The following is a 14,632-nucleotide window of genomic DNA, read 5'->3' on the forward strand; positions in this document are numbered from 1 at the left end:
GATGGATATCGACTATCGTCTGGATGGTCCGAGCGCAGCGCCACTGCTGGTGCTGTCCAATTCACTGGGTACCACCCTTGAATTATGGCAACCACAAATTGCCGCGCTAAGCGAAAGATTCCGCCTGTTGCGCTACAACCAGCGGGGGCATGGTACCACCCCATTGCCGCAGGGGCCGCTCACGCTGGAGATCCTCGGCCAAGACGTGATCGCCCTGCTTGATAGCCTGGATGTTGAACGGGCCTATTTCTGTGGCATTTCCATGGGCGGATTGACCGGGCTGTGGCTTAACCGCTTCCACCCGCATCGTTTCCATAAACTGGCGGTGGCCAACACCGCCGCCCGTATTGGCAGCGCCGAAGGTTGGCAACAGCGTGCGCAACAGGTGCGTCAGGAAGGCTTGGCACCTATCGCCGCCGCCTCCCCTGCCCGCTGGTTCAGCGAGGAGTTCCAGCATCACGAACAGCAACAGGTCGCGGCCCTGATAGGGCAATTGGCACAGGGCAATGCGGCTGGCTACGCGGCCTGCTGTGAGGCTTTGGCGCAGGCCGACCTGCGTGCTGAAGTGCCGCATATGCTTGCTCCCATGCTGGTGATTGCCGGTGAGCAGGATCCGGTCACTACCGTAGCAGATGCTCAATGGCTGGTCGCCCATGCGCCCAAGGCAAAACTGGCACTACTGCCAACCTCACATATTTCGAACGTGGCTTGTCCGCAGCTTTTCAACCAGCAGATAACGCAGTTTTTTGCTGATTGAAGATCGGCGGTAAAAGTTAAACCAACGGGTGCAGGGGCACTGATAAAAAACCGCAACTTCTCAGCTGCGGTTTTGATTTTATACCCGAAGGAACGATTACCTTTTCTGCGCCAAATTCATCCAGGTTCGCACCACGGTATCCGGGTTAAGCGACAAGCTGTCGATCCCCTGCTCCATTAACCACTCGGCAAAATCTTCATGGTCCGATGGCCCTTGCCCACAAATGCCCACGTACTTACCCTGCCGCTTGGCGGCCTGTATTGCCAAAGTAAGCAGCATTTTAACCGCTTCGTTGCGTTCATCGAACAGTTCGGAAACCACCCCCGAATCGCGATCCAGCCCCAGGGCGAGCTGTGTCATGTCGTTGGAGCCGATGGAGAACCCGTCAAAATGTTCGAGGAACTGATCGGCCAACAGAGCGTTGGCAGGGATCTCGCACATCATGATCATCTTCAAGCCATTCTCACCGCGCTTGAGCCCCTGACGAGCCAATTCGGCGACTACCGCTTCAGCCTGCGCCACAGTACGGACAAACGGCACCATCACCTCGACGTTAGTCAACCCCATATCATTACGCACCCGCTTCATCGCCGTACATTCCATGGCAAAACACTCACGGAAACTGTCAGAAACATAGCGACCAGCACCACGGAAACCCAACATCGGATTCTCTTCGTGCGGTTCATACTGTGCACCGCCCACCAGATTGGCGTATTCGTTGGATTTAAAGTCGGAAAAACGCACGATAACGGGCTTCGGCCAGAAGGCTGCGCCTAGTGTGGCAATACCTTCGGTCAAACGGCTGACATAGAATTCAATCGGATCGTCATAGCCCAGCATCAATCCCCTGATTTCAGCTTGCAGCGCAGGTGATTGCTGGTCAAACTCCAGCAGCGCACGCGGATGCACGCCAATCATACGGTTAATGATAAATTCCAGACGAGCCAGACCGACGCCTTGGTTTGGCAAACGGGCAAAATCGAAGGCGCGATCGGGGTTACCGACGTTCATCATGATCTTCAGCGGAAGTTCGGGCAGTTCGCTAACTTCAGAGCTTTGCACGCTGAACTCCAGCATGTCGCTGTAGACAAAACCGGTATCACCTTCGGCACAAGAAACGGTGACTTTTTGCCCGTCTTTCAGCAGATCGGTTGCGTTACCACAGCCAACTACAGCGGGGATCCCCAGCTCTCGGGCTATAATTGCCGCATGACAGGTGCGCCCGCCCCGGTTGGTGATAATCGCTGCGGCTTTTTTCATGATCGGCTCCCAGTCCGGGTCGGTCATGTCGGTCACCAGCACGTCGCCAGGCTGAATGCGGTCCATTTCATTGATATCGAAGATCACTTTCACCGGGCCCGCGCCGATACGGTGACCAATCGCTCGCCCTTCCACCAGCACCGGGCTATTGCCGTTAAGCAGGTAGCGTTCCATCACCTGCTCATTGGAACGCACGGTTTCCGGGCGCGCCTGCACAATCAGCAGCTTGCCGGTATGGCCGTCTTTTGCCCACTCGATATCCATCGGGCGGCCGTAGTGTTTTTCAATCAATAAAGCCTGATGCGCCAAAGCCTGCACTTCATCATCCGTTAACGAGAAGCGATTACGCTGCGCCTCTGGCACCTCTTCGATACGCACCTGTTTGCCATGATCCTTTGACGGTGCATACACCATACGCAGTTGCTTCGAGCCAAGATTGCGGCGCACGATGGCAGGTTTGCCTTTCAGCAGCGTCGGCTTGTGCACATAGAATTCATCCGGGTTAACCGCCCCCTGCACCACCATTTCGCCAAGGCCGAATGCAGAGGTAATAAACACGATCTGATCAAAACCGGACTCTGTTTCGATGGTAAACATCACCCCAGACGCAGCCATATCGGAACGCACCATGCGCTGCACCCCGGCGGATAGGGCCACACCACGGTGGTCATACCCTTGATGTACCCGGTAGGAGATCGCTCGGTCGTTAAACAGCGAAGCAAACACATGCTTGATCGCCACCATTACCGCGTCGATCCCCTGCACGTTGAGGAACGTTTCCTGCTGGCCGGCAAACGATGCATCCGGCATATCCTCTGCCGTAGCGGAAGAACGCACGGCAAAAGACGCATTGCTTTCCCCCTCTTCCAATTGCCGGTAAGCCAGGGTAATTTCACGTTCAAACTCTGGATGGAAAGGGGTGTCGATCACCCACTGACGAATTTGCGCACCCGTCCGGGCCAATTGGGCAACGTCGCTAACGTCGGTTTGATCCAGTAACTGATAGATACGTTGGTTAACACCGCTTTGTTCGAGAAAGTCATTGAACGCTTGTGCCGTGGTAGCAAAACCGTTTGGCACGGACACGCCCAGTTCGGAAAGGTTGGTGATCATTTCACCGAGGGAGGCATTTTTACCGCCTACACGGTCAACGTCGTGCATGCCAAGCTGGTTGTACCAAAGCACATTGCGCAAGTCTGATCCATTGTTAGACATTGAGACAATCCTTTTTGCTATCAATAGGGTCTAGGCAGTGTCCCTTATTGCACGTGGGCGCCGCTGGCGAACGTTTAAGCGACACAGTCTAAATTGGGGGCTGGAATCAGGCAGTGTGGCGCTGATAACCTGGCGGAAACGGCTGACGCCATCCCCGCCAGGTTGTTACCACACTCACTACAGTGAGAAGAACGAACGCGCGTTTAACCCCAGGATTTGACGCTTACTCTCCTCAGGCAGGGCAGAGTTGCCAACCAGTTGGCCGACCTGCTGCTCTCCCAGTGGGAAGGGGGCATCCGAACCCAGCATCACCCGCTCTGCGCCCATGGTATCCACTAAAAACTGGAGGGCCAGTGGGTCAAACACGGCGGAGTCAACGTAGAAACGATCCAGGTAACTTGACGGTTTCTGCGGGCAATCTTCACGCACGATATCGCGTTGTTCCCAAGCGTTATCCACTCGGCCCATCAGATAGGCGAAGCTGCCGCCACCGTGGGCAAAACACAGCTTCAGGTTACGCGGCAGACGTTCGAAGGCACCGGAAAGGATCAGCGACAGGATCGCCAACTGCGTTTCTGCTGGCATTGCGACCAGCCAAGGCAGCATCCACTTCTTCATGCGCTCCGATCCACCCATCATATCCCACGGGTGCACCAGTACCGGGATATCTTCCCTGGCGCAGTGGGTCAGAAAGGTAATCAGTGACTCATGATCCAGATCCTTCGCCCCCACGTGGTTGCCAATCTGCACGCCAATGTGGCCACAGGCCATTGCCCGGCTGGCTTCGCGGCAGGCAGCATCGCTATCCTGCAGCGGCACCTGTGCCAGCACTTTCAAACGCTGCGGGTTGGCAGATGCCATTTCCAGCGCCCGGTCGTTCATCAGTTGCGCCCATGGCAGGGCGCGCTCGATGGCGACGTCGTAGGCAAACATCACCGGAGTAGCGCACATGATCTGAATGTCGATCTGCTGCTCATCCAACTGTTCCAGACGGCATTCGGCATCCCATAACGCGTCGTAGACCGGTCTGAACGGCTTATCGTCCAACATGATCTGGCCTTCACGCCCGTCAATTGCCAGCCAGGGAGCCCGCTGAACATCGAGCCTGGCAGCCTCTTGCTGGCTGATTTTCGGGAAGAAGTGCGAGTGAATATCTATTTTCATCAGTTTTTTGTTGCCTTGAGTATGCGATGCCAGGTCTGCCAGTCGCGGCCTGAGTGAATTTCACCGCACTTACTGCAGCGGCGCTCTTCATCGCTGGTTGCATAAAATTGTTCATAAACCGGAGGAAGATCCAGCACGATGCTTTCCAGTTCCATTTCATAGCGCTTGATCAACGTTCCGCAGGCGGCGCAGGACCACTGTAATGCGTCAACTTCCCCTTTCGGGCGTACCCGTTCAATCACCAGACAAAGGCTTCCCTCTTCTGGCCGTTGCGGGGAGTGGATCACATGAGGGGCCATCAGGAAAATATCCCCTTCGCGCAGGTCAACACGGTCGTAATGGCCGTTATCCCAGATGTTGAGGTAGGCATTGCCTTTTAACTGGTAGAAAAACTCCTCTACCGGATCGTCATGAAAGTCGGTGCGCTGATTAGGTCCGCCAACAACGGTGACCATAAAATCGCTGTCCTGCCAGATCTGCTGGTTGTTCACTGGGGGTTTGAGCAGATGTGTATTCGTGTCTAGCCAATTCTTGAAGTTAAGCGGTAATCCATATTTGAAGTTAGACATGGTAATTCTCCGATTTGTAGGGCAGAGGATACGAACAGCTTATTGTTGTGGTTTATAGGCAATCGCCTTGATCTCTATGAGCAAGTGCGGGTGGGGCAATTGATGCACGGCTACCGTGGTGCGAGTAGGACCGTCGTAGTCAAAGTAGTCGGCATATACGGCGTTATAGCCGGAAAAATCGTTCATATTGACAAGAAATGCGCTGATCTCGACCACATCACTCAGATCGGCACCTGCGCTGCGCAGAATGTCACGGATATTGTCGAGTACGGCGCGGGTCTGCACGTCGATATCCAGACGAGTGGCGCCCATGGCATCCACTTCAGCACCGGCAATACTGTTATCCGGCAATCTTGAACTGGTGCCGGAGACAAACAGAAAATCACCGGCACGTTTCAGGTGTGGAAAGCGCCCGCGCGGGGTCGCTTTTCCTTCTACTACTAAAGACTGGCTGCTCATTGTGCACCCCCGGTGTGAAAGGCTGTCCGACCAAAACCGGAAATATCAACGCTGACGTGCAACCCTGGCCGCAGTGCTTCAGCAGCGGTAGCGGCACCGGCCAGGATCACCGAACCGGCTGGCAATACGCGTTCCTGTTGGTGCAACAGGCTGGCGATCTGTACCAGTGCCCGCAGCGGATGCCCGAGGATCGCTGCCGTACTGCCCACCTGAACCGTGCGACCGTTAAAGTTCATCACAACGCCCAGGTTATCAATGGCACGCAGTGGACTCTGCAAAGCACCAATAACAAATTTGGCGGATGAACAGTTATCAGCCACCACATCCTCAAGGGTGAAACGGAAGTCCCGATAGCGGGAGTCAATGATCTCCAGCGCAGGACCGACCCCTTCAAGCACCAAACCCGCTTCCGCCAGCGATAACGGGCCATTGATCTCTTTACTGGTGATAAAACAGAGCTCAGGCTCAACGCGTGGGTGGATCAACTCGCTCAGATCCAGTGAACCGCCTTCTTCGATCTGCATCGCGTCGGTCAGTTCCCCCCAGATCAGATGATCGACCCCCATTTGCTGCATTTTGGCGCGGCTGGTAAAGCCCAGCTTCAGGCCGACACGGCGCTCGCCACGCTGCTCACGTAGGCGGATCCCCTCCGCCTGCACACGGTAGGCGGTGGCAAGATCCAGTTCTACTTGCCCAGTTAACTGTGCTGCGGCTTGCTGGCGCAACGTGGCTTGGTCCAACTGGGTAGCCAAGGCGGTCAGATCCATTATTTTGCTCATACGGTTTTCTCCTGTTTCCCTGCCCGCTGCGCCAGCAAATCCAGGGCGACATCCACGATCATATCTTCCTGCCCGCCCACCATGTGGCGGCGACCAACTTCCAGCAAAATATCGGCGGCTTTGAGCTGATAGCGTTCTGCGGCTTTCTCGGCATGGCGCAGGAAACTGGAATAAACACCGGCGTAGCCCAGCGATAGGCTTTCACGGTCGACACGCACCGGGCGATCTTGCAGCGGACGCACCAGGTCGTCGGCCGCATCCATCAGTTGCATCAGATCGCAGCCATGGTTCCAGCCCAGACGATCGACAGCGGCAATAAACACTTCAAGCGGCGCATTTCCCGCCCCCGCCCCCTGCCCGGCCAGCGAAGCATCAACCCGCTGGCAGCCTTCTTCCACCGCAACGATGGAGTTGGCAACACCCAGTGCCAGATTGTGGTGAGCGTGCATGCCGATTTCGGTGTTTTCGTTAAGCACGTCGCGCAGAGCACGGAAACGGTCACGGATATCCTGCATCAGCATCGCACCGCCGGAGTCGACCACATAAATACAGGTAGCTCCGTAGGACTCCATCAGCTTGGCCTGCTGCGCCAGTTTTTTCGGTTCAGCCATGTGGGACATCATCAGAAAACCGACGGTATCCATCCCCAGTTCACGGGCATAGGCGATGTGCTGGCGTGAAATGTCAGCTTCGGTACAGTGGGTAGCGACGCGCACTACACGTGCACCTGCATCATAGGCATTGCGAAGATCGTGAACGGTACCGATCCCCGGCAACAGCAGCGTGGCGATCCTGGCGTTGCTGACCGATTCTGCCGCAGCGGCGATCCACTCAACATCGCTATGTGCGCCAAAGCCGTAGTTCAGGCTGGAACCTGACAGCCCGTCACCATGGGCCACTTCGATAGAGTCAACACCGGCACGATCCAGCGCGGCGGCGATCTGCCGCACCTGCGGCAACGTGTAACGGTGGCGCACAACGTGGGAACCGTCACGCAGCGTTACGTCGGAGATATACAGTTTTTTCATCTTCATACTCCCTGATGCTGCAGCAGACGGGCGGCGATATGTTCACCGCAGGCCAGTGCGGCTGACGTCATGATATCGAGGTTGCCAGCGTAGGCCGGCAGATAGTGGGCAGCACCTTCAACCTCCAGAAATATGGAAACTTTCAGGCCACCTTCAGGCCCCAGATCGGGATAAAGAGGCGCATCAGCCGGGGATATCACGTCAAACTGTACTTCCTGCTTCAACCGATAGCCCGGTACGTACTCTTGTACTTTGGCGACCATGGCGGTAACCGCTTCGCTGATAACATGCTGCTGACCGGGTGGCGTCAGGCAGAAAACGGTATCGCGCATCATCAGCGGCGGCTCGGCCGGGTTGAGGATAATGATGGCTTTGCCACGTCTTGCCCCGCCCACCGTTTGCAGCGCCTGCGAGGTGGTCTCGGTAAATTCGTCGATATTGGCGCGGGTACCGGGGCCAGCGGAACGGCTGGAGATCGAGGCCACGATTTCCGCATAGTAAACGTCGGTGACGCTGGCAACGGCGGCCACCATCGGAATGGTGGCTTGCCCACCGCAGGTGACCATATTCAGATTTGGCGCATCGCCCTGTTTCTCCAGGTTAACCACTGGCACCACGTAGGGGCCGATGGCCGCCGGGGTCAGATCGATCACCCGCACGCCGTGTTGTTGCAGCAGTTTGTTGTGATGGGCGTGCGCCCCGGCAGAAGTGGCGTCAAACACGACTTTGATCTCACTGAAATCCGGCAGGGCCAACAGCCCGTCGATCCCTTCATGGGTGGTCGCCACACCCATCCGGCTGGCACGGGCCAAGCCATCAGAGGCGGGATCGATGCCCACCATTGCCGCCATTTTCAGGCGTTTTCCCTGGCGTAGGATCTTGATCATAAGATCGGTACCAATATTGCCTGAACCGATAATGGCGGCAGAAATCTGTGCTGACTGACTCATTGCGTGCCTCCAGCGGCATGTGCGAAGCGGGCGCTAACTTGCCCAAGGCCTTCAATACGGGCGGTAAACACGTCCCCTGCGCTGGCGGCCACCATCGGCCCTAACGCGCCGGTGAGGATAATATCGCCCGCCTTCAGTGCATCACCCCGTTGTGCCAACGTGTCGGCCAACCACAGTGCGGCGAGTAGCGGGTTGCCCAGGCAGGCCGCTCCGGCCCCTACCGAAACCGGCTCCCCAGCTCGCTCCAGCACCATTCCGCAGCCAAGCAGATCCAGATCTTTCAACTGTACCGGGCGGTTACCCAGCACAAACAGACCGCAAGAGGCGTTATCGGCAATGGTGTCCGCCAGCGAGATATCCCAACCGGCAATGCGGCTGTCTACGATCTCAATGGCTGGCAACAGGTAGGCGGTGGCGCGGATCAGATCGGCGAGCGTGTGTTTCTCATGGGGCAGATCGTGTTCAAGCACCAGGACGATCTCGGCTTCCACCTTGGGTTGGATCAGGCGACCCGCAGCAATTTCTTCCCCGTCACACAGCGCCATGTCGGCAAACAAGCGGCCAAAATCCGGCTGGTTAACCCCCAGTTGCTTTTGCACCGCAGGGGAAGTCAGCCCGATTTTGCTGCCAACCAGGCGACGCCCCTCTTCAATCTGGTAGTCGTTATTCAGTCGCTGTACGGCGTAGGCGGCATCGATATCACTGGTGCCAATCAGGTTACGAACCGGCGCGCAGGGCTGGCCACTGCTGGCCGCCTGCCTGAGCATTCTGGCGGCTTCATGATAAGAAGGCTTCAGTTGATTTGACACATGACTCTCCTGTTTGTTTGTCACGGGGCATGGACGTTTTCCCTACTACCTGACATCGCTGCAGCATGTTGCCCCCTGCGAGGAATGCCATTGAGATTGGGTATAGTGGCAGTCTAGCCAGACTGGTAATAAGCGAAAATGAATAAAGCGGGTTTTGCTATTCCCTAAAGTTATGCCATAGTCGAATCAACAACCGATTTGGTCAAAAAACACCCGGGAGTAAATGGCAATGAGCGAGCGTTCCCCCTTTACCGTTAGCGATATGATCCTGAACCGGCTGAAACTGCGCCCGCTGCTGATCTTCGACCGGGTACTGCGTAATCTGTCGATTGCCCGCGCAGCACGGGAATTGAACCTGACGCAACCAGCGGTGACCAAAGCGATCCGCGAGCTGGAACAACAGTTGGATACGGTGCTGTTTGATCGAAATAACCGGGGAGTGACCCCGACCGACTGCGGGGTGTTGTTGGGGGAGCGCATCAAGTCGGTGATTGCCGAACTGCGCTATCTGACCGATGAGTTGAACACCTTCAAGGGCGGCGCCGTTGGCCACGTGGTGGTAGGAACGCAGATTTCGGCCAGTGCCCGTTTGCTGCCGCGCGCTATCCTGCGGCTGAAAGAACGGGCCCCCAAGATCCTGGTTACGGTACGCGAGGGGCCGCAGGATTATCTGTTTCCTGCATTAGCCTGCGGTGAATTGGATGTGGTGGTGGGGCGTTTACCTGAGCCAGACTCCCCTTTGACAGCCAGGATGGCACTGAACCACCGGGCGCTGTACCGCAACAGCCTGTGCGTGGTTGCCGCTGGCCACCATCCGCTGGTTCAGCAGGCAAATCTGCAATTGCAACATCTTGCTGAATGGCCCTGGATCCTGCCACCGCTCGATTCACCGGCCCGACGCGTGGCCGATCACTTCTTCAAAGAGTCCGGGCTACCGATACCGGAAAATATTGTGGAATCCCTGTCGCTGTTGACCAACGTTAACCTGCTGATGGACTCCTCCTTCCTTGGCCTGATGCCCACCGCAGCGGCGCGGCGTTTTATCGCGGCGGGCCTGCTGATCCAACTGCCCCTTGGCGATGTGGGTCCTCCGGCTGAGGTAGGGTTTTCCGTGCGCGAAGATAAACCACTGACCCCGGCATGCAGGAAGCTGATCGAATGCCTTAAGCTGGCGGTGCAGGAGGACAGCGAATTACCTGGCTATAACTAAACAGAATAGCAAAACCCCCTTTATTCATTTTCAACTTATTTCAACGGCTCCTTACACTGCGTAACGATACCCGGCCGAAGGTCCTCTTCCAACGGCGTTGCATTCAGACGCGAATGGACGGTTCCTTCGTGCTGACTTGTTACTCAGGAGGAATAGTGCCGTGGCAACTTATCAATCCGCACCGGATTTACCCTTGTATATCGACGGGCAGTTTGTCGATGGGATCCGACAGTTCGACAATATCAGCCCGGTTGACGGGCATCTCGTCTCACGCGTTGCAGAGGCAGGAGAGGCTCAGGTAGCCGCCGCCGTAAAGGCCGCTTATGCCGCGCTCTCCGGGCCTTGGGGGCAACTGAACGTTCCAGAACGTTGTGCCTTGATGCATCGGGTAGCCGATGGCATTCAAGCCCGTTTTGAAGAGTTTGTTTCGGCAGAAGTGGCCGACACAGGGCGGCCAGAAGCACTGGCACGCACGCTGGACGTGCCGCGTGCCATTGCCAACTTCCGCACCTTTGCCGATCTGGCGGCAACCTCGGTGAGTGAGTGCTGCGAAACCCCGCAGGCAGACGGTGGCATGCTGTTCAACTACACAGTGCGCAAACCCCTTGGCGTTGTGGCAGTCATCTCTCCCTGGAACCTACCGCTGTTGCTGCTGACCTGGAAGCTGGGGCCTGCACTGGCAATGGGTAACACCGTTGTGTGCAAACCCTCGGAAGAAACGCCGTCTTCGGCCACCTTGCTGGCCCAAGTGATGCACGATGCCGGTCTGCCTGCCGGGGTATTCAACCTGATCCACGGCTTTGGCCCGGGTTCAGCGGGGGAGTTTCTGACCCGCCAACCGGAGATCGCCGCCGTGTCCTTTACCGGTGAATCTCGCACCGGTAGCGCCATTATGAAAGCGGTGGCGGATGGGGTAAAAGAAGTCTCTTTCGAGCTGGGTGGGAAAAATGCGGCGGTGGTATTTGCCGATGCCGATTTTGACGCCGCCGTAGCGGGCGTAGCACGCTCCTCATTCTTTAATACCGGGCAGGTGTGCCTGTGCTCCGAACGGGTCTATGTTCAGCGCCCGATCTTCGACCGTTTTGTAGCAGCGCTAAAAGAGCGTGCTGAGGCCCTGAAAATAGGTTATCCCGATGAAGAAGGGGTAGACCTTGGCCCACTGGTGTCGCAGAAGCACCGGGATAAAGTGCTTTCTTACTTTGCGCTGGCACGAACAGAAGGCGCTAACGTGATCACCGGCGGCGAGATACCGGTATTCGGTGATGAACGTGATAACGGCTCTTGGATCCGTCCGACCATCTGGACCGGGCTAGGTGACGATGCTCGCTGTGTGCGAGAAGAGATCTTCGGGCCTGTATGCCATATCTCTCCTTTCGATGACGAAGAGGAAGTGCTGGCGCGGGTCAACGACAGCCAATATGGTCTGGCCTGCGCGTTGTGGACCAGCCAGGTGGGCCGTGCACATCGTCTGGCCCGGCGGATCCACACCGGGATTGTCTGGGTCAACAGTTGGTATGCCCGCGATCTGCGCACCCCGTTTGGCGGCAGCAAGTTGTCCGGCATGGGCCGTGAAGGTGGCCGCCACTCACTCGATTTTTACTCTGAAATCAGCAACATCTGCATAAAACTATAATCGACCACCGGCCGCTGCCAGACCGGCTGGCGGCATGTGAGTCTTGCCCTATACGCTGATAGGAGATTTACCTCATGTCTCACCCTACATCGCTGGATATTGAAGACTTTATCGATAACACCAAGTTCTCGCCGTTCCAATGGCTACTGCTACTGCTGTGTTTTTTAGTGATTTTCATGGACGGCTACGACATGGCCGCCATTGCCTATGTGGCTCCTTCACTGCTGGACGAATGGGGTCTACAGAAGGCAGAACTTGGCCCCGCCATGAGCGCCGCGCTGTTTGGCCTGGCTTTTGGCTCACTGCTGTCCGGGCCGCTGGCAGATAAGATTGGCCGCAAACCGGCGGTGATCTACTCTGTGCTGCTGTTTGGGGGATTCAGTCTGGCAACGGCCTGGGCTTCCTCCATCGGCTCACTGACCGTACTGCGTTTTATTACCGGATTAGGCCTGGGTGCCGCAATGCCCAATGCCATTACGCTGCTGTCTGAGTACTGCCCCAAAAGGCGACGCACCATGATCGTCAGCGCCATGCTGTGTGGCTTTCCGTTGGGTGCTGCAGCCGGTGGGCTGCTGGCTGGCTACCTGATCCCGGTATTTGGCTGGCGCTCGGTGCTGGTGGTGGGGGGGATCGTACCGATCCTGCTGTGCGGAATATTGCCTTGGGTGTTGCCGGAATCAGTCCGTTATATGGTATTGAAGGGCTATCCCAACGCCAGTATCCGCGCCATTCTGCGGCGTATAAAAAAAGAGGGGATGGAACAGGTAGAGCACTTTGTCATCGCCGAGAAAATCGCCGACGGCCATTCGGCTATCCGCACCATTCTGGTCTCGCCCCACCGCACCATTACCGGCCTACTCTGGCTCAGCTGTTTCATGAGCATGCTGGTGTTCTACATGATCGTCAGTTGGATGCCGCTGCTGCTGAAAGAGGCAGGGCTTTCGATACAGCAATTCTCCCACATTAGTGCACTGTTCCCATTAGGCGGTGGCGTGGGTTCAATACTGATCGGCTGGGTGATGGACCGCCGTGAACCAAACAAGGTGTTGGCGTTCACCTATCTGATTGCCGGGGGATTAGCCTATAGCGTTGGGATGGCGGTGGGTAACGTCAGCCAAACCCTGATCTTGGGGTCGCTGGTATTCTTTATGGGCTTTGCTTCCGGCGGCGGGCAGTCTGCACTGGCTTCGCTGGCAGCATCGTATTACCCCACCAACTGCCGCGCTACCGGCGTAGGCAGTATGTATGGTGTTGGTCGCTTTGGTGCCATTACCGGTGTACTTGCCGGTGCCGAGTTACTACGCTACCAGTTCCCTGCCACTACCATTTTTAGCCTATTGCTGATCCCCGCTTGGTTGGTCTGCCTGGCGTTAATGCTGAAATACTTCAGTGGACGCAAGCGGGAACCGCTGTTGGCCCGGGTGCAAGAGTAGTATTGCTCTCATCACCCGCCGTTATGGCGGGTGATGTTCTCGACGACAGGCACATTTTTATGCTGACTAATCGGGCAATAGATTTTCGACCATAAAGTCTACGAAAACTCTTAGCTTAGGGCTTGGATAGCGGCCTGCGGGCCAGACAATTCGCAGGGTAATGATCTCTTTATTAAAGCTATCAAGTACCGGAATTAAACTCCCGGACGCCAACTGGTGTTTAATAGCAATATCCGGTATGCAAGCTATTCCCAGCCCGTGTTCAGCAAATGTTACCAATGGCTCAAGGGTATTAGTTACCATGCTACCAAGTAATTCAAAACTGGCTGGTTGCGCTCCCCCAAAAGGCCAACCGGCTATTTTCCCTGTGCTTCTATAGCGATACAACAGACAGTCATGATTGTTTAAATCTTCTGGCGTGCAGGGAAAACCCGCTCGTTGAAAATATAGAGGAGAACCGACAATAACACTGCTATAACAGCCAACCTTACGGGATGTTAGCCGGGAATCAGTTAATTCCCCCGTGCGGATCACAACATCAAAACCTTCTTCAATAACATCCACTAAGCGGTCAGTACAGTCTATGTCTAATTCAATGCCAGGGTAATTTTTCCCGAATGCGGCAAATTTGGACATAAACAACATTCCCACAGAAGGTAAACTAATTCTTAGCTTGCCGGAAGGAACGGATTGGGATTGAGATATTTCATTTTCTGCGGCCGCTACTTCACAAAGAATACGCCTACAGCGCTCTAGAAAGCGCTCACCTTCAGGCGTTAGGCTCACCGTGCGCGTGGAGCGGTAGAGTAGACTGACACGCAATCTATCTTCCAAACGACCGATCGCCTTACTGACTGCCGAGGCAGATATTCCCAACTGTCTGCCAGCGGCGGTAAAACTCCTCGTTTCGCCAACGCGTACAAATAACTCAAGCACACTCAAGCTTTCCATCGGCATTCCTTCACTAGTGACATTATTGTCACATGTGTTGTGAACCTTACCCTATTTGTCCTGCATCCGTATGGCCACATAATTCAGATTGTTAAATTAATGCAATCAAGCCAAGTGGTTTTGGACGTTCATAGAAAAGCATCTAGGCTGTGTCCCTTAACTGTCCGTGGTGCCGTCGCAGACCCAAAAGCCCATTATCAATGGCGGAGAGCGCAGGGCAGAGTGGCCCTCTGTTCAAGCCCGACAACACAGAGTATGGGCTTTTAGGGCGCGATCCGCAGAGCTGGGGCCAGTTAAGGGACACGGCCTAGCGCATTATTCAGGACTGCAGGTTTTCATTCTGCCGCAGATAGGTAGCAAATTGAGGAAAATAGAATGACATCCAGAGACAAGGTTGGCATGACAAGCGCTAAAC

13 protein-coding genes are annotated in these 14,632 nt (G+C 55.9%); 4 read left to right on the forward strand and 9 right to left on the reverse strand.

The genetic code is table 11. The features are described from left to right. The first annotated feature begins 1 nt into the window (after nt 1). Entirely contained in the window at nt 2–757 is a 756-nt protein-coding gene (gene pcaD, locus SAQUA_RS20305; protein WP_380674491.1) for a 3-oxoadipate enol-lactonase, read from the forward strand. A 96-nt stretch (nt 758–853) separates the two neighbouring features. Here pcaD and ppsA read toward each other — a convergent pair whose 3' ends face one another. From ppsA to mhpD, 8 genes are all read right to left on the reverse strand, one after another. After that, on the reverse strand, nt 854–3,232 hold the full coding sequence (ppsA, locus tag SAQUA_RS20310) for a phosphoenolpyruvate synthase (protein ID WP_380674493.1): 2,379 nt from the start codon (nt 3,230–3,232) through the stop codon (nt 854–856). Nucleotides 3,233–3,409: 177 nt separating this feature from the next. Next, nucleotides 3,410–4,396, reverse strand: a complete 987-nt coding sequence (locus SAQUA_RS20315; protein ID WP_380674495.1) for an amidohydrolase family protein — start codon at nt 4,394–4,396, stop codon at nt 3,410–3,412. Continuing rightward, nucleotides 4,396–4,965, reverse strand: coding sequence for a 3-hydroxyanthranilate 3,4-dioxygenase (locus SAQUA_RS20320; protein ID WP_380674497.1), 570 nt, complete (start codon nt 4,963–4,965; stop codon nt 4,396–4,398). Before SAQUA_RS20320 ends, SAQUA_RS20315 begins: the two co-directional genes overlap by 1 nt. A 39-nt stretch (nt 4,966–5,004) precedes the next feature. After that, nucleotides 5,005–5,424 (reverse strand): RidA family protein, encoded by a 420-nt coding sequence (locus tag SAQUA_RS20325; RefSeq protein WP_380674499.1) that lies wholly within the window; start codon nt 5,422–5,424, stop codon nt 5,005–5,007. After that, entirely contained in the window at nt 5,421–6,203 is a 783-nt protein-coding gene (locus SAQUA_RS20330) for a 2-keto-4-pentenoate hydratase (protein ID WP_380674501.1), read from the reverse strand. Before SAQUA_RS20330 ends, SAQUA_RS20325 begins: the two co-directional genes overlap by 4 nt. Continuing rightward, the gene (gene dmpG, locus SAQUA_RS20335; protein ID WP_380674503.1) at nt 6,200–7,237 is read right to left on the reverse strand and encodes a 4-hydroxy-2-oxovalerate aldolase; all 1,038 of its coding nucleotides are present in this window, start codon (nt 7,235–7,237) and stop codon (nt 6,200–6,202) included. The genes SAQUA_RS20330 and dmpG overlap by 4 nt, the downstream gene beginning before the upstream one ends. After that, on the reverse strand, nt 7,234–8,181 hold the full coding sequence (locus SAQUA_RS20340) for an acetaldehyde dehydrogenase (acetylating) (RefSeq protein ID WP_380674505.1): 948 nt from the start codon (nt 8,179–8,181) through the stop codon (nt 7,234–7,236). The genes dmpG and SAQUA_RS20340 overlap by 4 nt, the downstream gene beginning before the upstream one ends. Continuing rightward, complete coding sequence (gene mhpD, locus SAQUA_RS20345) at nt 8,178–8,948, reverse strand: 2-keto-4-pentenoate hydratase (RefSeq protein ID WP_404413219.1); 771 nt, start codon at nt 8,946–8,948, stop codon at nt 8,178–8,180. The genes SAQUA_RS20340 and mhpD overlap by 4 nt, the downstream gene beginning before the upstream one ends. Nucleotides 8,949–9,219: 271 nt before the next feature. Here mhpD and SAQUA_RS20350 point away from each other — a divergent pair, with 271 nt between their 5' ends. The 3 genes from SAQUA_RS20350 to SAQUA_RS20360 all read left to right on the forward strand — a co-directional run bounded on the left by SAQUA_RS20350 (nt 9,220) and on the right by SAQUA_RS20360 (nt 13,266). After that, on the forward strand, nt 9,220–10,200 hold the full coding sequence (locus tag SAQUA_RS20350; RefSeq protein WP_380674509.1) for a LysR substrate-binding domain-containing protein: 981 nt from the start codon (nt 9,220–9,222) through the stop codon (nt 10,198–10,200). A gap of 160 nt (nt 10,201–10,360) precedes the next feature. Next, nucleotides 10,361–11,833 (forward strand): 2-hydroxymuconic semialdehyde dehydrogenase, encoded by a 1,473-nt coding sequence (locus SAQUA_RS20355; protein ID WP_380674511.1) that lies wholly within the window; start codon nt 10,361–10,363, stop codon nt 11,831–11,833. Nucleotides 11,834–11,907: 74 nt separating this feature from the next. Beyond that, nucleotides 11,908–13,266 carry an MFS transporter gene (locus SAQUA_RS20360; protein ID WP_380674513.1) on the forward strand — a complete coding sequence of 453 codons (1,359 nt, stop codon included), beginning with the start codon at nt 11,908–11,910 and terminating at the stop codon, nt 13,264–13,266. A 66-nt stretch (nt 13,267–13,332) separates the two neighbouring features. Here SAQUA_RS20360 and SAQUA_RS20365 read toward each other — a convergent pair whose 3' ends face one another. Beyond that, entirely contained in the window at nt 13,333–14,217 is an 885-nt protein-coding gene (locus SAQUA_RS20365; RefSeq protein ID WP_380674515.1) for a LysR family transcriptional regulator, read from the reverse strand. Between the last annotated feature and the right edge of the window lie 415 nt (nt 14,218–14,632).

The organism is Serratia aquatilis, from assembly GCF_044865145.1.
GTDB lineage: Bacteria > Pseudomonadota > Gammaproteobacteria > Enterobacterales > Enterobacteriaceae > Chania > Chania aquatilis.